Origin of the sequence: Pseudomonas sp. GV047 (assembly GCF_003058245.1) — a bacterium.
Lineage (GTDB): Bacteria > Pseudomonadota > Gammaproteobacteria > Pseudomonadales > Pseudomonadaceae > Aquipseudomonas > Aquipseudomonas marginalis.
In genome coordinates this window covers 38,764-58,693 of record NZ_QCWA01000021.1, presented here as the reverse complement: position 1 = coordinate 58,693, position 19,930 = coordinate 38,764, and the positions used below count along the sequence as shown (strand labels likewise).

At 61.7% G+C, this 19,930-nt stretch carries 16 protein-coding genes; 13 read left to right on the top strand and 3 right to left on the bottom strand.

The annotated features are described in order from the left end of the window. The first annotated feature begins 364 nt into the window (after positions 1-364). The 10 genes from C8K58_RS31035 to C8K58_RS30990 are packed head-to-tail and all read left to right on the top strand — an operon-like array spanning position 365 to position 10,421. The gene (locus C8K58_RS31035; protein ID WP_027607535.1) at positions 365-958 is read left to right on the top strand and encodes a transposase; all 594 of its coding nucleotides are present in this window, start codon (positions 365-367) and stop codon (positions 956-958) included. Positions 959-1,017: 59 nt separating this feature from the next. Next, positions 1,018-2,607 (top strand): ShlB/FhaC/HecB family hemolysin secretion/activation protein, encoded by a 1,590-nt coding sequence (locus tag C8K58_RS31030; protein WP_027607534.1) that lies wholly within the window; start codon positions 1,018-1,020, stop codon positions 2,605-2,607. A 24-nt stretch (positions 2,608-2,631) separates the two neighbouring features. Continuing rightward, positions 2,632-4,431, top strand: a complete 1,800-nt coding sequence (locus tag C8K58_RS31025; RefSeq protein ID WP_027607533.1) for a DUF2341 domain-containing protein — start codon at positions 2,632-2,634, stop codon at positions 4,429-4,431. Positions 4,432-4,442: 11 nt separating this feature from the next. After that, positions 4,443-4,868, top strand: coding sequence for a biopolymer transporter ExbD (locus tag C8K58_RS31020; RefSeq protein WP_010211136.1), 426 nt, complete (start codon positions 4,443-4,445; stop codon positions 4,866-4,868). 3 nt (positions 4,869-4,871) lie between these two features. Continuing rightward, positions 4,872-5,576: an energy transducer TonB gene (locus C8K58_RS31015; RefSeq protein ID WP_027607532.1), complete on the top strand. Its 705-nt coding sequence runs from the start codon at positions 4,872-4,874 to the stop codon at positions 5,574-5,576. 47 nt (positions 5,577-5,623) lie between these two features. Then, entirely contained in the window at positions 5,624-7,324 is a 1,701-nt protein-coding gene (locus tag C8K58_RS31010) for a putative porin (protein ID WP_027607531.1), read from the top strand. Positions 7,325-7,342: 18 nt separating this feature from the next. After that, positions 7,343-7,969 (top strand): hypothetical protein, encoded by a 627-nt coding sequence (locus C8K58_RS31005; RefSeq protein WP_027607530.1) that lies wholly within the window; start codon positions 7,343-7,345, stop codon positions 7,967-7,969. Positions 7,970-7,989: 20 nt separating this feature from the next. Further along, positions 7,990-8,451 carry a YbjN domain-containing protein gene (locus tag C8K58_RS31000; RefSeq protein ID WP_043293764.1) on the top strand — a complete coding sequence of 154 codons (462 nt, stop codon included), beginning with the start codon at positions 7,990-7,992 and terminating at the stop codon, positions 8,449-8,451. After that, positions 8,448-9,389 (top strand): peptidylprolyl isomerase, encoded by a 942-nt coding sequence (locus tag C8K58_RS30995; protein WP_027607528.1) that lies wholly within the window; start codon positions 8,448-8,450, stop codon positions 9,387-9,389. Before C8K58_RS31000 ends, C8K58_RS30995 begins: the two co-directional genes overlap by 4 nt. A 51-nt stretch (positions 9,390-9,440) precedes the next feature. Next, the gene (locus C8K58_RS30990) at positions 9,441-10,421 is read left to right on the top strand and encodes a LysR family transcriptional regulator (RefSeq protein ID WP_027607527.1); all 981 of its coding nucleotides are present in this window, start codon (positions 9,441-9,443) and stop codon (positions 10,419-10,421) included. A 27-nt stretch (positions 10,422-10,448) separates the two neighbouring features. On the opposite strand, the gene C8K58_RS30985 is transcribed toward C8K58_RS30990, so the two are convergent. Further along, entirely contained in the window at positions 10,449-15,134 is a 4,686-nt protein-coding gene (locus C8K58_RS30985) for a dermonecrotic toxin domain-containing protein (RefSeq protein WP_133822157.1), read from the bottom strand. Between the two features lie 158 nt (positions 15,135-15,292). Between C8K58_RS30985 and C8K58_RS30980 the strand changes: the two genes are divergently transcribed. Genes C8K58_RS30980 through C8K58_RS30970 form a run of 3 tightly spaced genes read left to right on the top strand, consistent with a single transcriptional unit; the run spans position 15,293 to position 17,379 of the window. After that, positions 15,293-15,847, top strand: coding sequence for a histidine phosphatase family protein (locus C8K58_RS30980; protein WP_027607525.1), 555 nt, complete (start codon positions 15,293-15,295; stop codon positions 15,845-15,847). A 45-nt stretch (positions 15,848-15,892) separates the two neighbouring features. After that, positions 15,893-16,648 carry a precorrin-6A synthase (deacetylating) gene (cobF, locus tag C8K58_RS30975; protein WP_027607524.1) on the top strand — a complete coding sequence of 252 codons (756 nt, stop codon included), beginning with the start codon at positions 15,893-15,895 and terminating at the stop codon, positions 16,646-16,648. An 11-nt stretch (positions 16,649-16,659) separates the two neighbouring features. After that, positions 16,660-17,379 (top strand): alpha/beta hydrolase, encoded by a 720-nt coding sequence (locus tag C8K58_RS30970; protein WP_027607523.1) that lies wholly within the window; start codon positions 16,660-16,662, stop codon positions 17,377-17,379. Positions 17,380-17,448: 69 nt separating this feature from the next. Here the strand turns inward: C8K58_RS30970 and C8K58_RS30965 are convergent, their stop codons facing one another. After that, entirely contained in the window at positions 17,449-18,003 is a 555-nt protein-coding gene (locus C8K58_RS30965; protein WP_027607522.1) for a hypothetical protein, read from the bottom strand. 72 nt (positions 18,004-18,075) lie between these two features. Beyond that, the gene (locus C8K58_RS30960; RefSeq protein ID WP_092357729.1) at positions 18,076-19,884 is read right to left on the bottom strand and encodes a monovalent cation:proton antiporter-2 (CPA2) family protein; all 1,809 of its coding nucleotides are present in this window, start codon (positions 19,882-19,884) and stop codon (positions 18,076-18,078) included. Between the last annotated feature and the right edge of the window lie 46 nt (positions 19,885-19,930).

The following is a 19,930-nucleotide window of genomic DNA, read 5'->3' as shown; positions in this document are numbered from 1 at the left end:
AAGCCAGAGCAAAAGCAGAGCAAAAGCAGACCGAGGTCCATCTGATATATGGAGATCCAAATGTGGGAGGGGGCTTGCCCCCGATGAGGGAGTGTCAGTTGATGGATTTGGTACTGACCCACTGCAATCGGGGGCAAGCCCCCTCCCACATTTACCCAGTACACCAGACCCAACTCCGGTCGGCTCCAGGGCCGCACATGCCGACCCGGAAAAATTGCCCCCCTCACAATCCCAAATGAAGCTTTCATGACAAAAGTTCGGTAGCTCATCGCCACTTCCGTCTTGCCTATGTAACGCGCTGGAGGCCGCCACGAGCCGCCTCCCCAGCCGTCAGCGGGACGCCAGGAGTGGGGCAATGGGAACTATGGAACGTTACTCGAAAGTTGGCATGCAGGAGCTCGACCAGCGCCTGTCGAAGATCGTCGAGGCTGCGCGCAAGAAGCCGGTTTCGGTGTACCGCTACGGCGCGCCGTGGGTGTGGATCGTCTCCCAGGACGACTGGCAGGGCGCCTTGAAGGAAGTGTCCAGCTACATCCCGGCGGGGCATTCGCTGGTGTTGTTGCGCCCGCAGATCGACGAGGTGCTCGAGCAGCATCGCGACCTGCTCCAGGCCGCGCCGGGCATGGCGATCGCGCCGCAGACCGTGGTGCAGATCCTGCTGCTGCAACTGCTGTATTCGGTGCCCAGCGAACAGCAGCTGCACGAGCAACTGAACTACAACCTGCTGTTCCGCTGGTTCGTCGGCCTGGAGCTGAACCAGAAGGTGTGGAGCATCCACGCTTTGCAGCGCGACATCGCCAGCCTGTTGAACAACCCGCAGGCCGTGCAGTTGATCCAGACCATCATCGGTGACGTGTTCTGTGGCGCCTTGCTGCACATGCCGGAGTTCTCTCTGAACTTCGCCTTGCTGCACACCTGGCTGGCGCGGCACAGCCATCTTTCGACCAGCAGCAATTGAGCAGGCCAGACGCCGTGCAATCGGCGACGGCGCAAAATCTTAGACAGTTAGGGGGCGGTGTGGAGCATCTGTTCAAATCAACGCTGGCGTTGTGCTGCCTGACGCTGGGCGTCCTGGCGCAAGCGGTGTGGGCCGAGGAGGGCGATGAGGCCCCGGCGCGCAAGGTGGACGTCAACGAGTACTTCGTGCGCGGCAATACCGTGCTCGATGCGGCGACGATCGAGGAGGCGGTGTACCCGTTCCTTGGCCCGCAAAAGACCCTGGACGATATCGAAGGCGCGCGCGATGCGTTGCAGAAGATCTACCAGGCGCGTGGCTACCAGTCGGTGTTTGTCGAGCTGCCGGAACAGAAGGTCGATGACGGCATCGTCTATCTGCAGGTCAGCGAAACCAAGGTCGGCCGCGTGCGTGTGGTCGGCGCCAAGCACTACTCGCCGGTGGAGATCCGCGAGGAAGTGCCGGGGCTCAAGGAAGGCGCGGTGCCGGATTTCACCACGGTGCAAACCCAGCTGGCCGGGCTCAACCGCAGTGCCGGCCGGCAGGTCACGCCACTGGTCCGCGAAGGCCAGCGCCCGGGCACCATGGACGTGGATCTGCAGGTCGAAGACCAGAACCCCTGGCACGCCAGCCTCGGCCTGAACAACGACTACAGCGCCGACACCGAAAAGCTGCGCTCGGTCGCCACCCTGGGCTACGACAACCTCTGGCAACTGGGCCACAGCATTTCCCTGACCTACTTCACCGCGCCCCAGGACACCGAGAATGCCAAGGTCTGGTCGGGCTCCTACAGTGCGCCGCTGAACGAACGCTGGACCTTGCAGTTCTCCGGTTACCAGTCCGACAGCAACATCGCCACCATCGGCGGCAGCAACGTGTTGGGCAAGGGCCATTCCTACGGCGTATCCGCCATCTACAGCTTGCCGGCGGCGGGCAACTGGGCCAATTCGTTTTCGTTCGGTGTGGACTTCAAGGATTTCGACGAGCAGATGAAGTTCGGCGCCAGCAGCGACCAGGTGCCGCTCAAGTACGCGCCGTTCACCCTGGGCTACAACGGCTATCGCTACACCGAGCAATCCCAGCTGGGGCTGGGCTTGAACCTGGTGGTCGGCACCCGTGCATTTTTTGGCTACGGCAGCGACGCCGAGGAGTTCGATTACAAGCGCTACAAGGCCAGTGCCAGTTTCGCCGTGCTCAAGGGCGACCTGAATTACACCTACACCTTCGCCAACGATTGGCAGTCGGCCTCCAAGGGCGCTTTCCAGCTGGCCTCCGGGCCGCTGGTGTCCAACGAGCAGTATTCCGCCGGCGGCGCCACCTCGGTGCGTGGCTACCTGGCGGCCGAGCGCACCGGGGACGAGGGCTATTTGCTCTCCCAGGAACTGCGCACGCCGTCCCTGGCCAAGTTCCTCGGCAGTTATGTGCAGGAGTGGCGCTTCTATGCGTTCGCCGAAGGCGCGCGCATGCGCCTGCACGACCCGCTGCCCGAGCAGGAAGACGAATACAGCCTGGCCAGTGTCGGCCTGGGCACCCGCGCCAGTTTGAGCAAGTGGTTGTCCGGCAGCCTGGATTGGGGTTACCCGCTGCTCGATGGACCGAACACCCAGAAACAGGACTCGCGACTGCACTTCAGTGTGCAGGCGACTTTCTGACTTTTTCTTCCGGAGACTTCACCCATGCAACGCCTATTCCTGAGCCTGTTGATCTGCCTGGGCTTCGCGCTCCCGGCCACTGCCCACGCCTGGTGGCAGGACGATTGGCACTACCGCAAACAGATTTCGGTGGACACCACCGCCCAGGGCGCCGCGATCAGCCAGGCCCTGGGCCGCACCGCGTTGCTGGTGCGCCTGCACACCGGCAACTTCACCTTTGACGGGGTCAAGGACGACGGCGCCGACCTGCGCTTTGTGAGTGCCGATGACAAGACCGTGTTCAATCACCAGATCGAAAGCTTCGACCCGTTGATGGGCATGGCGTTGATCTGGGTCGATGTGCCCAAGGTCGAAGGCGGCCAGCGCCAGGACTTCTGGATGTACTACGGCAACCAGAAGGCCCCGGCCACCGCCAATGGCCAGCTGACGTTCGATCCGAATTACACCGCGCTCTATCACTTCGATGGCGCCAACGCGACGCCGCCACGGGACACCACGGCCTACGCCAACACCGCGTTGAACGCCACCGGCGCGAGCATCGACGGCGTGATCGGCCGCGCCTTGCAGTTCGGCGGCCAGCCGCTGCTGTTGCCGGCCAGCCCGTCGCTGCAACACGCCGCCGGCGCTGCCTTCACGTTCAGCGCCTGGCTGCGCCTGGACCAGGCCAGCGGTGAGCAAATCGTGCTGGCCCGACGTGACGGTGCCCACAGCCTGTTGCTGGGCCTGAACCAGGGCTCGCCGTTTGTGGAGATCGACGGCCAGCGCGCGGTGTCGACCCAACCGCTGAACCCGGGCCAATGGCAGCACCTGGCTTTCACCGCCGAGGGCGACAAGGTCACGCTGTATGTGAATGGCCGTGAAAGCGCCACGCTCGCCGTGGCCATGCCTGGGTTCAACACGCAGCTGGCGGTCGGCGCCGACCTGCCGGAAGCCGGCAGCACGCACCTGCCGTTCGCCGGGGCCATGGATGAGCTGCGCCTGTCCAAGGTGGCGCGCCCGGCTGCGCTGTTGCTGGCTGACGCGAGCGCCCAGGGCGCCGAGTCGAAACTGGTGGCCTACGGCGTGGATGAAGAACAGTCCGGCTTCGGCTTCGGCAGCCTGGGCTTTTTGCTCAACGCCGTACCGGTGGACGCCTGGGTGATCATCCTGGTGCTGGTGGCGATGATGTTCCAGTCGTGGGTCATCATGCTGCGCAAGAACCGTCAGGTCGGCCGCCTCAGCAGTGCCAACGAAGTGTTCCGCGAGCACTTCGCCCAGATCGGCACGCGCCTGGAGATGTATGCCGACGACGCGCAGTTGGCTGAGCGCCTGAGCCACTCTTCGCTGTGGCGCCTGTACCTGGTGGCGGTCAAGGAGATCCGTACCCGGCGTGCCCAGGGCGCCGACACCTCGTCGGTGTCGGCGGCCACCATCGAAGCGATCCGCTGCTCCATGGACGGCGTGCGCACCCGTGAGAACCAGGCCCTGAGTTCCAAATTGTCGACCCTGTCCAACGCCATCGCCGGCGGCCCGTATATCGGCCTGCTCGGTACGGTGCTGGGGATCATGGTGGTGTTCCTCGGCACGGCCATGGCCGGCGACGTGAACATCAACGCCATCGCTCCGGGCATGGCGGCGGCCTTGCTGGCCACGGCCATGGGCCTGTTCGTCGCGATCCCCGCGTTGTTTGGCTACAACCGCCTGATCACGCGCAACAAGGAAGTCAGCGCCGACATGCGCGTGTTCGTCGACGAGTTCATCACCCGCCTGGCGGAGATGCACGGCGAGAGCCAGCACAGTGAAACCGCGCACCGCCGCGACCATCACGCATCGGTTCCGGCCTGAGGAGAATCGCCATGGCTTCCGTAAATGCCTCCCACGACGATGACGATGATGCCGCCGTCGACAGCATCAACATCACGCCCCTGGTGGACGTGCTGATGGTGGTGCTGGTGATGTTTATCCTCACCGCCACCGCCCAGGTCTCGGGGATCCAGATCCACCTGCCCAAGGCCAGCGCCTCGGTGTCGCTGTCGGAGGCCAAGACCAAGGCCATCTCCGTGAATGACGGAGGCCAGGTGTTCCTCGACGCGTACCCGGTGACCCTCGGCGAACTGGAGGAGCGCCTGCGCATCGAGAAAGCGCTGAACCCGGACTTCCCGGTGATCGTGCGCGGCGATGCGATGGTGCAGTACCAGAAAGTCATCGAGGTGCTCGACCTGTTGCGCCGGCTGGAGCTGTCCCAGGTCGGGCTGGTCACCGGCAAACCGAGCCAGGGCTGAGTGATGACCGCACAGATCCCGATCGCGCCATTGCCGGTGAAGAACAAACCGCCGTTGCGCCCGTTGAAGTGGGGCGCCGGCCTGTTGCTGGGCGCCGTGGCGGCCTGGTTTCTCTGGCAGTGGGCCAATGACATGAGTGGCGTACGCCGTGAAGCGCCGAAGGTGCCGACGATTATTCCGTTGCCGCCACCGCCGCCGCCACCCCCGGAAAAACCCAAGGAACCCGAGCCCCAGGTTGAAGAGAAGGTCCCGGAACCGGTGCCCAGTCCCGAACCCGAAGAGGTCAAGCCGGCCGAGGAAGCACCGCCTTCACCGAATGAAGACCTGGCCAACCCGATGCAGATCGACGGGGATGCGCAGTCCGGTAACGACGGCTTCAACATCGGCGCCGGCAAGGGCGGCGGCATGGCCGGCAGTGGCGGCGGCGGGCTGGGGACCGGCACGTACAAGCAGTACCTGGCCGGTACCTATCAACGGCTGATGCGTGAAGACCCGGAGCTGCGCAAGAAGGCCTTTGCGATACAGATCGACCTGTGGCTGGGCACCGACGGCCAGGTGACGAAGGCGCTGGTGGCCAAGTCCAGCGGGGATGCCGACACCGACGCCCAGATGCTGGCGCTGATCCGTGCGCCTCGCGCCACCCAGAAACCTCCGGCGTCGCTGACGCTGCCCATGCGCCTGTCCCTCAAGGGCCGGCGCCCGGATTGATTGCACGAAACCTCTTACCTACGGTTTTTTACAGGAGTTGCGTACACATGATTTCCCCCGTGAATCGACTGACCCTGGCGGTTGGCATGGTCATCGCGACCCTGGTCGGGCAGGCGGCGGCCGCCCCGGTTGCGCCTTCGGAAAACGTCACCATCAACCTGATTCGCCTGCTGGTGCAGCAGGGTGTGCTGACCCAGGACACCGCCAATGGGCTGATCGCCCAGGCCGAAAAAGAAGCCCAGCAGGCCCGCCAGGCCAACGCTGCGCCGGTGGTCGCCAGTGGCCCGGCGACCGCGCCCGGCGATGTGCGCGTGCAGTACGTGCCGCAGGCGGTGCGCGACCAGATCCGTGACCAGGTCAAGGCCGAAGTCATGTCCACCGCCAAGAAGGAAAACTGGGCGCAGCCCAATACCTTCCCCGACTGGATCTCGCGCATCAGCTTTGATGGCGATATTCGTCTGCGCGACGAGTCGCGCTACTTCTCGGGCAATAACAGCAACAACATCACCGATTTTGCCAAGCTCAATGACACCGGCCCGTACGACGTCAACAAGAACTCCAACACCAAGTTCCCACCGCTGATCAACACCCGCGAGGACCGCGAGAACCTGTTCCGCCTGCGGGCACGCCTGGGCATGAAAGCGGTGATCTCGCCGGAATGGACCGCCGGCATTCGTATCGCCACCGGCTCCGACAATAACCCGGTGTCCACCACCCAGACCCTGGGCGGCGGCTTTGGCAAAAAGGACATCTGGCTCGACCAGGGTTACCTGAGCTGGAAAACCACCGACTACATGACGTTGACCGCCGGGCGCATCGGCAACCCGTTCTATTCCACCGACATGATGTATTCCAACGACCTCAACTTCGACGGCGTGGCGGCGATCTTCAACCATAGCCTCAACAGCGAGTGGGGCCTGTTCGGTACCCTTGGCGCCTTCCCGGTGGAGTACACCTCCGACACCGCCAGCACCAATGGTATCGACAAGGAAGACAGCGACACCAAATGGCTGTTTGGCGGGCAGATCGGCGCGGATTGGAAGATCAACCGCAGCAACCGCCTCAAACTCGCCGCGGCTTATTACCAGTTCCAGGACATCGAAGGCGAGCGCTCCAGCCCTTGCTCCACCTGGCAGGGCGCGGCAGGTTGCGACACCGACGGCACGCGCGTGGCCTTCATGCAGAAAGGCAACACGGTGTTCAACCTGCGCAACAACACCACCAACCCGGCGGATCCTGCGCGCACACCCGACCCGCAGTACGTAGGCCTGGCGTCCAAGTTCGATGTGCTGGACCTCAACCTGGTCTGGGACAGCGAACTGCCCAGCGACTTCAAGCTGCGCAGCCAGGCCAACTTCATTCACAACCTGGCCTACGACAAGGGCGAGATGCTCAAGCGCAGCGAAGGCGAGATCGTCAACAACATCAACAGCAACGGCCAGTTTGAAAGTGGCGGTAATGCGCTGATGGTCTCGTTCACCCTCGGCAGCGCCCTGGAGATGCGCAAGCGCGGCGACTGGAACCTGTTGGCCGGCTACAAGTACATCCAGCCCGACGCCTTGCCCGACGGCTTCAACGACTCGTCGTTCCACCTGGGCGGCACCAACGCCAAGGGCTATTTCATTGGCGGCAACTACGGTATCGACAAGAACATCTACGCCAGTGCGCGTTGGTTGAGCGCCTCCGAAGTGTATGGCCAGCCGTTCGAAGTCGATGTGATGCAACTGGAACTCAACACGCGCTTTTGATGCGCAGGGAGATGCCACATGAACACACGAATCTGCGCGCTGTTACTGCTGCTGGTGAGCACCGGCGCGTCGGCCGAAGGCATGGAGGAGCGCCTGCGTACGCAACTGCGCAGCACCACCCAGCAATTGCAGGCGCTGCAAAGCGAACAGGCCCAGGCCAGTGCCGCACGGCTGGCCGCCGAAAACCAGGCCAAACAGGCCCAGGCGCAAATCAAGCAATTGACCGCTGAGCTGGAAAAGGCCCGTGGCACCGCCGAGCAACTGGCCGGCCAGCAACAGAGCCTGCACAGCCAGGCGCAGGCCCAGGTGGCGGCGAGCAACGAGCAGATCGGCAAGTTCAAGAAGGCCTATGACGAACTGCTGGTGCTGGCCAAGGGCAAGGAAGCCGAGCGCGCGCGCCTGCAGGCGGCCTTAAGCGAACGTGACACACAAGTGCAGCAATGTTCAGTCAAGAATCAACAGATGTACGGCGTGGCCCAGCAACTGCTCGCGGCCTACGAAAAAATCGATGTGGCCGAGGTGATGAGCATTCGCCAGCCGTTCGCCAGCAGCGCACGGGTCAAGTTCGAGGAACTGGCCCAGGGTTTTGGCGACGATCTGTACAAGAGCCGTTTTGATGCGCCCCAGGCAGCCGCCAATCACTGATAGACAAGGAAGAGATCACCATGAGCGAATTGATCACCAGCGTCACCGTCCAGAGCCTCACCGACCTGTTGCAGGACGCCGGCTACCGGGTTAACCAGAGCGAACAGAACGGCATCGTTCAGTTGCTCAGCGCCAGCCAGGGCATCGGCTTTGCCGTGCGCTTCGGCAACCCGGCGGCGGAGCAGGGCAGCTATGTTGACTTCACCTACAGCTGCGCGCTGCGGGTACAGGGCGAGTTGCCCGAAGGCCTGGCCCCGGTATGGAACGCCTCGCGGCGCTTTGCGCGGTTGTCGGTGCAGGGCGAGTTCCTGTTGATGGAAATGGACGTGGTGGTGGCCGGGGTTGGCGTCACGCACCTGCGCAGCCAGTTGGAATTGTGGGATCGCCTGTTGCAGGAGTTTATCGTCTACCTGCGTGAGTACAGCCAGCAGGCCGCGCAGTTGCAGGCTGCCGCGGTGGGTGAAGAGGTGGCGGTGCTGTGAAAAAGCCAACCCTGATGCTCGGCGCGGGGGCGCTGGCTGTGCTGGTGGTGGCCGTGGCGTTGAGCCTGCGACCGGGCAGCGACCCGGTGGCGGCGCAGCAATCGGCGCCGGTGATCACTCCCGCGCCTAGCGGGCCAGCGGTGGCGCGCCTGGGCAACCAGCAGATCGACCTGGCGGAGCTGAAAAGCGTGCTGGCCAGCCTGCCGGCCGAATCCCGCGAGCAATTGCGCGGCAACCGTGGCGCCCTGGAAACCTGGATTCGCTCGAGGCTGGCGCAAAAAGCCGTGCTTGAACAGGCCGATGCCCAGGGCTGGCGCCAGCGCCCGGAGGTGGAGCAGCAGACCCGCGCCGCCGCCGAGCAGATCGTGTTTCGCGACTACATGCTCTCGGTCAGCCAGGTACCGGCCGACTACCCCAGCGCCGCCGAGTTGCAACAGGCCTACGACAGCGGCAAGGCGCAATGGGTGACGCCGCCGTTGTACCAGGTGAGCCAGATTTTCCTCGCGGTGAATGACCCGCAAAACCTCGACGCCGTACGACGCCAGGCCCAGGAACTGAGCCGCAAGGCCCAGGCCGCGCCGGCTGATTTTGCCGCCCTGGCCACGCAGTTTTCCCAGGACCCCGACAGCGCCGCGCGCGGCGGCGATTCGGGGATGCAGCCGTTGCAGCAACTGGTGCCGGAGGTGCGCGGCGCGGTGGCGCGGCTCAAGGTCGGTGCGGTCTCGGACGTGGTGCAGAGCCCGGCCGGGTTTCATGTGCTCAAGCTCATCGGCCAGCAGCCGGCGCGCACCGCCACCCTGGACGAGCTGCGTGAACGCCTGACCCAGGCCCTGCGCGCCCAGCGCCAGGAACAGATCGCCAAGGCCTACCTGGAAGGCATGCTCAACACCGCGACCTTGAGTATCGACGGCGCCGAGTTGAACAAAGTGCTGGAGTAACACGCCTCAACCCGCATTGGATGCACAGACCAACCAGACAGGGAGTCTCCCATGGCATTTCTCGAACCGTCTGCCCCACAGGGGCCCACTGCTTACCGTGCACCTACCGAGCCACGCAGTGCCTGGCTGGCCCTGGCCAGCGAGATCGACCCGGAGGTGGCCCGCTACTTTCTGGTGAGTGCGCGCTGCGGCTGTTTCATGCAGGCCGCGCGCAGCCTGAATATCAAGGCAACCCTGTTGCGCAAGCGCCTGGCCCAGCTGGAAGAACACCTGCGCCATGCGCTGTTCAGCTACCAGGGCAACGGCCTGGTGCTCAGCCGCGACGGCCAGCAGTTGCAGGCCCAACTGATCGCCCTGGCCCATGAACGGCGCCTGCCGGTACTGGAACAGCCGCTGATTCGCCTGGCGGTGGCCGAGCCGATCCTGCACGACATCCTCGGCCGCGACCTGATCGCCTTGCTGCGCCGCAATGCCAGCGTGCGCCTGGAGATCATCTCCCTCGACAGCCACCTGTCCCTGCAAGCGGTGGACGTGGATGTGGTGCTGTGGCTGGCGGACACCGACGGTCCGGTGCCCGGCCCGAGCTTCGTCACCGAACCGCCGCGGGCGCTGGCGCGATTGCGGTACCTGCCGCATATCGCCAAGCGCTATTCACGCCTGACCACGCGCCCGGACAGCGTGGAAGACCTGGCTGACTACATGCTGGTGCAATGGCAGCCGGACGCCCAGGTCGAGGCCCTGCAGCCGTGGAACCAGGTGGTGCAACAGCGCCTGGCGGCGGTGGTGCAGGTGCATGCCTATTCGCTGATGCTGGAGATGATCCGCTGCGGCGCCTGCATCGGTTTGCTGCCGCACTACATGAGCAGCTTCGACCGGGGGCTGGTGGCGTTGCCGGGGTTGTTGGCCGAGGACAGCATGCAGCGCCAGGTGTGGCTGGCGGTGAATGCGCAGGTGCGCCACCCCGAGGCGGTGCAGATGATCGTCGAGTTGATCATCAGCACCTTTGAGGGGCGGCGGGAGTGGTTTGACTAGCGCAGCAATGCGAGGCTAACGGTGTCGTTAGCTTGCCTTGGTATCAACCTTGAGTGTTTCGAGGTATACCAGTCTGGTTTTACCTTCCTCGACCTTGTAGGTAAAGACAGGATATGACTTCCCATCGAACTCGGGGCCGGCTCGGTTAATGGCTCTCTGAAACTGTGGCTTGGCGGCCTCCCAGGTCTGACCGTTTGAACCATAGAAAACCAGGCCGGCCAGTGCGTCGGGTGGCACGCCCACTGTCTGGATTTCGCTGTTTTCAAGTGGGTTGTCGGGATGCTCGCCTTGTTGGGTTTTCAGTTCCGTCAATAAGTCTTGCATGCCTTTGCGGGCGTTCTCCTGCCCCATGTAACGCGTGTCGGCCTGGATGTTCCCAGAGAAGGCATCTTTTTCATGTATGGCGGTGATGTTGTTCTGGAGTTTTTCCGGAAACGCCAAGATGGCCATGTTTCGCGGCAGGGCTCCAGCGTTGTCACCCATTTTGTAGTAGTTGGGCAGCAAGTCTGCTTGAGCCAGGCTCCATTTGCGCAGCCCTCCATGTCCTCTGTTGGCATCGCCCTGTGCGCGAATGTTGTCAAGGGTCTCACCGGTGTTATGAAACTCCAGATGCGCGTTTCTGAGCTGAAGGGTTCTGATCAGTAATCCGTCTTTTTCGAAGGCTTCAATGACGGGGCGATATTGCGTTCCATCTGTTGCAGTCGAGGTTGTTACTTCGGTGGTGGGCACACGATTGTTTTCAACGACCGTTGTTGGTGGTTCGATGCGGCCTCCTGACACGAAGGCATTGTCAGTTAGTGGCGGTCGCCCACTATTTTCGGGCAGCATGCCGACGGCACTGCTTGAGTTTGAACGTGCAGCAGATCTTGATCCTGCAGCACGATGAAGAAACAGCAACATTGCGAAGTTGACCAACAGATCGGCTGCGGCGGTTAGTTTATCGCCCTTTTTACCTTCTTCTTCATTAGTCAGAGTTTCGAGATCGCCAAGGACGCCGTAAAGCTGCATTGCCATGCCGAGGACGGCAGCGGGTCCGCGAAGAACGGGCAATACTGCGGAGAGGACCATAAATCCACCTTCTTTCAGTGTCGCCCACCGACTTTCCGAATCCGAAACCGTGTGCTGTTCTTGCAACGAGATCATGGCCTTGGCATTGGCCTCGTACAGATAGTTCATCAATTGACCGGATTGCAGTTTTGTTTGCAGGTCATCCATCGCAGTTCCGGCGGTGGCGATCGTCGGCGCATCCGGCTTTCGCAATGCATTGAAGTCACTAAAAAAAACTCGGTTAGCTGGCAGGTGAGGTTCGCTGAACCCTCCATGGCGATAAACCGTGCGGCTGGACTCATCCGGTAGCCAGGCAATAATATCGGTTTGCAACTTTCCGGGCTTCTGGATGGCTTCCATCAATGCCTGCCGCGAAGGAAACTGCAGCAAAGGTGCATCGTTCATCAGTGGGCGATAGAGAATATGAGGGCCTTGGGTGCTGTCCTTGGGTTCGATCAGGAACATATTCTCAACAACGTCAGGGCTGCTGCCGGGCTGACGTACGAACGCCAATGGACGCATTGTGATCTCTTTGCCGTCAACCGTTTTATTGCCTGGCGTGGGATCAAGAATTGCCTGGAGATAGCGAAACCCCATTGCGTTATCGAAGCCGGACTCGCCTTTGGCGGTCAGTTCCAGGGCTTTGATTTTTAATTCAATGGGCACTTGCTGCCCATAACGTTGTTGGCGCTCTGTCTTTTTAGTTGGGTCGTCAAGCAATTCCTTTTTAAGTAACTCAGGATAGTTCTTGCCGACATCGATGCCCGCAATAAGCGTGTCGAAAGCATCTCTATTGCTTAGGGCGGGTATAAGCGCTCCCGTTGTTTTGTTTCGTACTTCTACTTCGGTGAACATGAACTGTGCAAGGTTCTGCATGAACGCTTCGGTGAGGGACATTTTACCGGACTTTTGGCGCACTAACGGGGTTGTAAGGTAGGCAAGATTCGTGGAGTAGTGCACTTCCACATCATCGATATCACAGGTGAAGGGGGGCGGTGAGAGGGCTTTTACTTGGTCCTGTATATACGTGTGGAGGTCAGGGATCCCGCTGTTATAGGTTTGTTCTTTGTTGCGATGCATGTAGCCCGCCAATTCCGTGGTGAGCTCATACAGCATGAAACGGTTGACATCGGTGGTGTTTTTTATCCAGTCGGACACCTTTTCCGCGGCTGCGTCAGAGGGCTGGGAGGAGAGCAGTGCAGGGTAGGTGGTGACTGCATCCGCGTTGTTTCTGTTGATAAGATTGCTTGCCTGGATATAGAACGCATCGGCATCCACTTTGGTCACTTCAGTGCTGAACGTTGCGTTCGGTTGTTGTATTTTCAGGTTCCCTTCCCACGCCTGTTTGGCTGCATTCAACGAGTTGTAGGGGGTCACCTTGCCGCTCGGCTCGCACACCAGCACGAGCGTACGCCCCGGGTACATACGTTCTATGACCAGGTTGGGGGTCAGGGATTGCGGGGTATCGGGGCGGGCATTGTCGGTGCTGGAGAAAGCGAACACGGTTACGGAGCTATCCGCCAATTTGGGGCGTGTCGAGCCGTGGGGGTACCTGGCCACCAGGTCGAGGGTTTCCCGTTGCATGTCATTCAACCCAGGGTGTTTCATACTGGCCAGGAGCAGGTTGCTGCGCATCAGTTCACCGAGCATCAATCGGCGATCTCCGCCGAAAATGGACGCGTCGGCACCGACACCAGGGGCGGGTTCATTGAAAGGTGGCTTGCCCCAATAATCGAGCCTGGCTGCTTGCATGGCTTCGTCCAGCTTGCCTGGCAACTGACTGATAGCCGTTTGCAGCGCCGATCTATCGATGTTCAGCGCGGTGCCCGGCGGATTGCCCGTAAGTGCCTGCGCGTTCGCACGCGTGTCGACAAACTTGCCGTCATGGCTGAACACCGGTGCATCGGCACCGGCAATATGGTTAAGGGCGAGTTCCATAAGGGGTGTTTCCAGGAACTGGCCCGGATTCTGCGGGTCCGGGGCGGCGAAGGCCAACTGCTGGACATCGACGTTCAGAGAGGGAGATGCCGTGCTGATGGCATCCTTTAGCAATCCGGCTACCACTGTTTGACGGTTCGGTTCGCCCCCAAACAGACGCTGTCCGATGATATCCGCTGGCGTTACAGGCTGGGCGGATGGCATGGCCGGCGTAGGTATGGCCGCGTCGATCTGGTTGCGTCTGAACGGCGTTGTGGGAACGGGGAAGCTTGGCGGGGGGAGTCCTTCCGTATGCGCCAGGCGCTGTTTGGCTGCCTGTTGGTGTTCGCGCACAGCAAGGGAGAGTGGGTCGTTTGGAGGATTGTCTTTGTCCAGGGCAGGGAACCCATCGCGAATGAGTGCTGCGCTTTGTTCGAGCCACTGCGGTGAGCCGTAATGCTCGCGGACTCCGTAAAAATCCAGAATGCCCGCCATGGGGAGATTTTCCCTAACGTAGTTATAGTTCTGCAATCTCTGCGAACTGCTACCCCTTATCTCGCGCGCCGCTTTCAAAATGTCATCTTGAATGGGTTTCCAATGTCGATTTTTAACCGGGAAATGGATCCATTTGAAGCTGCCGTCCGAGCTCCTTATCTTGCAAAACAGAGTCCCTTTATTATCGATTTCTACAGTTCTTGGATCTACGCAGTGTGTTTGCATGAACTTCTTGAAAGTATCGCTGGAGAGAGCCTCTTTATAGGCTTGCACTGCCTGCATATAGGATGAATCCTTAGGAAGGTCGGAGACCGTCAATTCAGTCGCTTCGTTCTGGCCGCCTGTGGCTTTGACTCCCACCCATCTGCTGACATCACGGGCAAGTTCCCGGTCGGCCTCCTCGACACGTTGCGAGATTGTCGGCGTGCGGTTGGCATCTGCTACACCCCTGGTTTCGTTGTAGGTCGCCGTGGCGATGGCGTTCTCGACTTCGCCTTGTGCCTTCCTGACGCGCATGAATTGCGGCGCCAACGGACCGTTGTGGGGCATCAGGGATTTGAAGGTGCCGCCCTGGAGGCTGCGGATTGAACTGAGCAGGTTGATCTGACGGCTCGCGGGCTCTTCGCCATAGAAGTTACCCACTACGTCAATCGGGGCACTGTGTTCGCCGGTGTACTGGAACGATTCAACTCGACCGGCAGCCACCTCTTTTGCCGCGGCTGCGACAGCGGCGCTGGCTTCTCGCCAGCCAGGTGTCGCGTGGGAGAAAAGTTGAGTCTTGCCATTGATAGTGCATTCCATCGAGTCCGCATGGGGGAACCACCTGAGGCTGGAAATATCGATGTTGTGGTTCTTGGCATAGCTTGCGAACGGCTCTTGTTTGAGCGCCAGTGTGAAGAGTGCCCAAGCCTGGCCGAAGGTGGAAAACGGTGGAATGTCAGTGACCGTGGGAGGCTGGTCGGCGGTTTTCGGAACAGAACCTTTGCGACTTTCCAGCAGCATCAATGCGGCGCAATACTGGAACGCCATTTCCTTATCGCTCTTGTGCAGCAGTTGCTTGCTTTGTTCCAGGGTGTGTTGAAAATGGGGATCCCTGGGGCTGGGCGGTGGATTCACAGGCCACTGTGTGACGGTTTGAATCAGTGACCGTTTGGTCCTGCCCTGTACTGACGGTTCGCCGTCCTGAGCGCTCGCCGATGATCGGGTTGTGGCTGGCTGTGGTTGTACGGTTACCGGCTGGGACATGATGGTCATAGGATTTTCTCGTAATGGTCAGGGAAAAGACGACACCGTAATCGCGTTTTGTTGCCTGCGACCTGTGGCTTGTAGGGAGTGGCATGTCTAAACTCGGCAGTTCCGCCCATGTGTTTCTGGTGTATACGGAGCCCTATCCCGATGCAGAGCGAGCAGTGATGCAGGCCACCCGCTTGACCCTCATTTGCCACGCCGCCACGCCTGCTCAACAGTACGGGCGTTTTCCCGATAACGAGTCCGTGGCGATGGATTGGCAAGCCGCCGCGCTGTCCCTGGCCGGGCGCTATAAGAAAACCCCGCGCCTGGTGTGTGCGCCCGAGGCACGCGCCAGGCAGACTGCAGGACTGTTCGGCAGTGACGCGGTGATTGAGGATGCCCTGCGCGATGGCGATTTCGGACGATGGAAAGGTGTGGACATTGGTCGCCTGCACGGCGATGAGTTGCAGGCCTGGCTCGCTGACAGCGCCAGCGCGCCCCATGGCGGCGAGTCGGTCGATCAGGTGTGCAGGCGGGTGGCGCAGTGGATGCAAACCCTGGAGGCCCAGCCCGGGCACATCGTGGCCATCACCCATCCCTTTGTCGTCCGCGCCGCGTTGCTGCATGTCATGCAGTGCCCGGTGTCGATGTTCTACCGGATCGACGTCGAGCCGCTGTCCGCCACCGAGCTGCGCTTCAACACGGTGTGGCGCCTGCGCCTGGAAACTCACGCCTGAGGGCGTGAACATGGCAAAATCCACGCCCCGCAATGAGAGCACCCCATGAAACGCATCCAGATCATCGGCATTGGCGCCGGCAACCCTGACTACATCACGATGCAGGCCGTGAAGGCGCTGAACCGCACCGACGTGTTTTTCCTGATGGACAAGGGCCAGAGCAAGGACAAGCTGATCGACCTGCGCCGTGAGATCTGCGAGACCTATATCACCGAACCCGGCTACCGCTTTGTCGAGGCCGAATGCCCCGAGCGCGTACGCGGCGACGTCGACTACACCACCGCCGTGCAGGACCTCAACCGCGACAAGCAGGCCACCTTCGAGCGCATGATCAACGAAGAAATGGCCGACGGTGAAGTGGGCGCCTTCCTGGCCTGGGGCGACCCGGCACTGTACGACAGCACCATCCGGATCCTGCAGGCGATCCTGGCCAGTGGCCGCTGCGCCTTTGAATTCGAGGTGATTCCCGGCATCACCAGTGTGCAGGCCCTGGCGGCCCAGCATAAGGTGCCCTTGAACCGTATCGGCAAGTCCATCGAGATCACCACGGGGCGTCGCCTGGCGGCGGGGCAGGCCAGCGAGGCCGATACCCTGGTGGTCATGCTCGACGCAGAAGATTCCTACCGCACGGTGGCTGATCAGGACCTGGAGATTTACTGGGGCGCCTACCTGGGCACGCCGGATGAGATATTGATCAGCGGCAAGGTCAGTGACGTGGCGGAACAGATCGAACGGGTGCGCAAGGCGGCGCGCCTTGAGAATGGCTGGATCATGGACACCTATTTATTGCGCAAACCCTGAGGTCATTTCCCATGCTCAAACTGTTTGCCTTGGCGCTGACCCTGATGGCCGGCGTTGCCCACGCCGATTCCGAGTTGCACACCGATTTGCCGCTGGCGTACCTGGAACAGACCCAGGGCGATGCGCGCAACGAGCCGCTGGTGATTTTCCTGCACGGGTTCGGCAGCAATGAGGAAGACCTGTTCGGCATCAAGGACGCACTGCCGTCCACCTGGACCTACCTCTCGGCCCGTGCGCCGACGCCGGTGCAACCGAATGGCTTTCGCTGGTTTACCAAGACCCCAGGTGACGGCGATTACGATGGTGTGACCGCCGATTTGCACAGCAGCGCCCAACTGATCAAGGATTTTGTCGGCCAAGCCACCGCGAAGTATCACACCCAGCCTGACCGCGTATTCCTGGTGGGGTTCAGCCAGGGCGCGATCATGGCGTATGAGGTGGCTTTACGTGACCCGCAGCTGGTGCGTGGCATTGCGGCGCTGAGTGGCAGCGTGCTGCCGGTGCTCAAGGCTGAGCTCAAGCCGGATCAACGCTTGAACAACCTGGCGATCTTTATTGGCCATGGCACCCTGGACCAGGCACTGCCCTATGCCTCGGCGACGCGGGCGAATGAGGTGTTGGTGGGGCTTGGGTTGAAGCCGGAGTTTCATGGCTATCCGGGGATGAACCACACGGTCAGTGAGGCGGAGGTGCAGGATCTAAAGGCCTGGCTGGAAACGAGTTTGAAGTGAGCGCGCTGAACAAAGGTGGGAGGGGGCAAGCTCCCTCCCACCTTTGATGGGTGTTGTCAGGACTCTTTGTTATTTGCCGCCGGTAATCTGCTTCACCAGCTCTGCATGCCCCTTCGCATCATCGGCCCGCGAGATCGCCTGGATTACCAGCAAGTGGTTGCCGGAGCCGCCGAGGAACGTGGAGTTCAAGGTCTTGCCGCCGCCCTGGGTGGCGGTGCTGTCCACCTGGCGCAGGCCGAGGCCCTTGAAGGTCAGTTTCTTCTCGCTCAGCTTCTTGAAGTCGGGCAGGGCAGCACTCTGGTCCTTGACGAAACCGGCCACGGCACCATCGAGGAACTGCGGGTCGTTGTCCTTGATGCTCACCCCGTCGTTACGCACGGTTTCGGCGACGATCACCACGCTTTTCGTGCTCTGGTTGGCGTACATCGTGCCTTGGGTATTGGCGCTGCCGTCCTCGGCCTTGCCGGCCGGGAGGGTGTCGGCGGCATATCCCTTGGGCAGGTTGAAGTTGAACTTACCGCCCAGGGTGGAGATGGTTTGCGTGGCCGGCTTGGCGGCGGCGAAGACGCTGCCGGCGGTCAGCGCGAGGGCCAGCAGGATAGCGGTCTTGGTGAACGTGGCCATGAAGCGCTCCAGGGGTGAACGAGATTGCGGCACATTCTGTCAGAAAATTCGCAATATCGTTCGCCCTTAGCCTCACACCTTGTCGGACTCTTCCTCAAGCCGATCCATTTCAAACAGTCGCGCCAGTTCCGCCCGGGCTTCCTGGGCGGTCTGCATCACCTTGGCCGCATCGTCGTACACCGCGTGCTGGGCGGCGAGCACTTGCAGGTCGTGGTTCTTGAAGCGGGTGATGCGGGCATCGGCCTGGGCCTGGGTCAACCCGAGGCCCACCAGGGTACGGCGGCTCATTTCCAGGCTGGAGTAGAAGGTCTCGCGAACCGGCGAGGCGTCGAGGTCCACCAGGCGGTGCACGTGCTGGCGGTTACGCGCACGGGCGATGATCTGCATGTGCGGGTAGAGGTTGCGCACCAGTTCGGCGGTCTTGATGTTGATCTCCGGGTCGTCCATGGCGATCACGAAGAACTCGGCCTGGTCGACCTTGGCGGCGTGCAGGATCTCCGGACGTTGCGGATCACCGTAGAACACCGGCATGCCGCCGAAACTGCGGGTCAGTTCGATGGTTTCCACCGAGGTGTCGAGGGCGATGAAGGAGATGTTCTGCGCGCGCAGGATCCGCGCGACGATCTGGCCCATACGGCCCATGCCGGCGATCACCACGCGCGGCGCATCGCTTTCGATGGTGCGGTATTCCTCCGGTACTTCCACCGGCTTGACCTTGGGCTTGAACAGCTTGGGGCAGACCAGCAGCAACAGCGGGGTGACGGCCATGGACAGGGTGATGGTCAGCACCAGCACGTCGTAGAGGTGCGGTTCGAACAGGCCCTGGTCGCGGCCGATCTTGAACACCACAAAGGCGAACTCACCGCCCGCCGCCAGCACCACACCCAGGCGCAGGGCGCTTTCGCGGTTGAGATCACCTACCATGCGGCCCACGGCGTACAGCAGCGGCAGCTTCAAACCGATCAACAGCAGGGTCAGGCCGATCACCACCAGCGGCGAGCTGAGCAGCAGGCTGAGGTTGGCGCCCATGCCCACGCTGATAAAGAACAGCCCCAGCAGCAGGCCCTTGAACGGCTCGATCTGGGATTCCAGTTCGTGGCGGTACTCCGAGTCCGCCAGCAGCAGGCCGGCGAGGAAGGCGCCGAGGGCCATGGACACGCCCACCAGTTCCATCAGCCAGGCGGTACCGATCACCACCAGCAGGGCGGTGGCGGTGGACACTTCGCGCAGGCCGGTCTTGGCGACGATGCGAAACACCGGCCGCAGCAGGTAGCGCCCGCCGATGATCACCACGGCAATACTGCCGAGGATCTGCAGGACGTGTTGCAGGCCCTGGGCTTCGGTGGCCGGATGATCGCTGCCGGCCAGCAGCGGCACCATGGCAATCAACGGGATCGCGGCGATGTCCTGGAACAGCAGGATCGCAAACGCCAGGCGCCCGTGGGGCTGGTTCAGCTCCTTGCGCTCGGCCAGGCTTTGCAGGCCGAACGCGGTGGACGACAGCGCCAGGCCAAGGCCGAGCACGATGGCGCTGTTCCACGACTGGCCAAACAGCCACAACGCCACCGCGCCCATGACCAGGCCGGTGAGCAGCACCTGGGCCAGGCCGACGCCAAATACCGCCTTGCGCATCACCCATAAACGCTTGGGCGACAGCTCCAGGCCGATGATAAACAGCAGCAACACCACGCCCAGTTCGGAGAACTGCGCGACGCTTTGCGGGTTACCGATCAGGCCCAATACCGACGGGCCGATGATCACACCGGCAAACAGATAGCCCAGCACCGCGCCCAATTGCAGGCGCTTGGCCAGGGGCACGGTCAGCACGGCGGCGAGCAGGAACACCACGGCTGCTTGTAACAGATTGCCTTCATGGGGCATTGCGAACTCCAGGATCTTTAAAACCAATCGACAGGAGGGTATTAGA

Bases quoted from the DNA above. Each gene is read 5' to 3' on its own strand.
- C8K58_RS31005 (WP_027607530.1), top strand. From the start codon at position 7,343: ATGAACACACGAATCTGCGCGCTGTTACTGCTGCTGGTGAGCACCGGC.
- C8K58_RS31025 (WP_027607533.1), top strand. From the start codon at position 2,632: ATGCAACGCCTATTCCTGAGCCTGTTGATCTGCCTGGGCTTCGCGCTC.
- C8K58_RS31020 (WP_010211136.1), top strand. From the start codon at position 4,443: ATGGCTTCCGTAAATGCCTCCCACGACGATGACGATGATGCCGCCGTC.
- C8K58_RS31035 (WP_027607535.1), top strand. From the start codon at position 365: ATGGAACGTTACTCGAAAGTTGGCATGCAGGAGCTCGACCAGCGCCTG.
- C8K58_RS30970 (WP_027607523.1), top strand. From the start codon at position 16,660: ATGCTCAAACTGTTTGCCTTGGCGCTGACCCTGATGGCCGGCGTTGCC.
- C8K58_RS30960 (WP_092357729.1), bottom strand. From the start codon at position 19,884: ATGCCCCATGAAGGCAATCTGTTACAAGCAGCCGTGGTGTTCCTGCTC.
- C8K58_RS30985 (WP_133822157.1), bottom strand. From the start codon at position 15,134: ATGACCATCATGTCCCAGCCGGTAACCGTACAACCACAGCCAGCCACA.
- cobF (WP_027607524.1), top strand. From the start codon at position 15,893: ATGAAACGCATCCAGATCATCGGCATTGGCGCCGGCAACCCTGACTAC.
- C8K58_RS30990 (WP_027607527.1), top strand. From the start codon at position 9,441: ATGGCATTTCTCGAACCGTCTGCCCCACAGGGGCCCACTGCTTACCGT.
- C8K58_RS31010 (WP_027607531.1), top strand. From the start codon at position 5,624: ATGATTTCCCCCGTGAATCGACTGACCCTGGCGGTTGGCATGGTCATC.
- C8K58_RS30965 (WP_027607522.1), bottom strand. From the start codon at position 18,003: ATGGCCACGTTCACCAAGACCGCTATCCTGCTGGCCCTCGCGCTGACC.
- C8K58_RS30980 (WP_027607525.1), top strand. From the start codon at position 15,293: ATGCAGGCCACCCGCTTGACCCTCATTTGCCACGCCGCCACGCCTGCT.
- C8K58_RS31000 (WP_043293764.1), top strand. From the start codon at position 7,990: ATGAGCGAATTGATCACCAGCGTCACCGTCCAGAGCCTCACCGACCTG.
- C8K58_RS31015 (WP_027607532.1), top strand. From the start codon at position 4,872: ATGACCGCACAGATCCCGATCGCGCCATTGCCGGTGAAGAACAAACCG.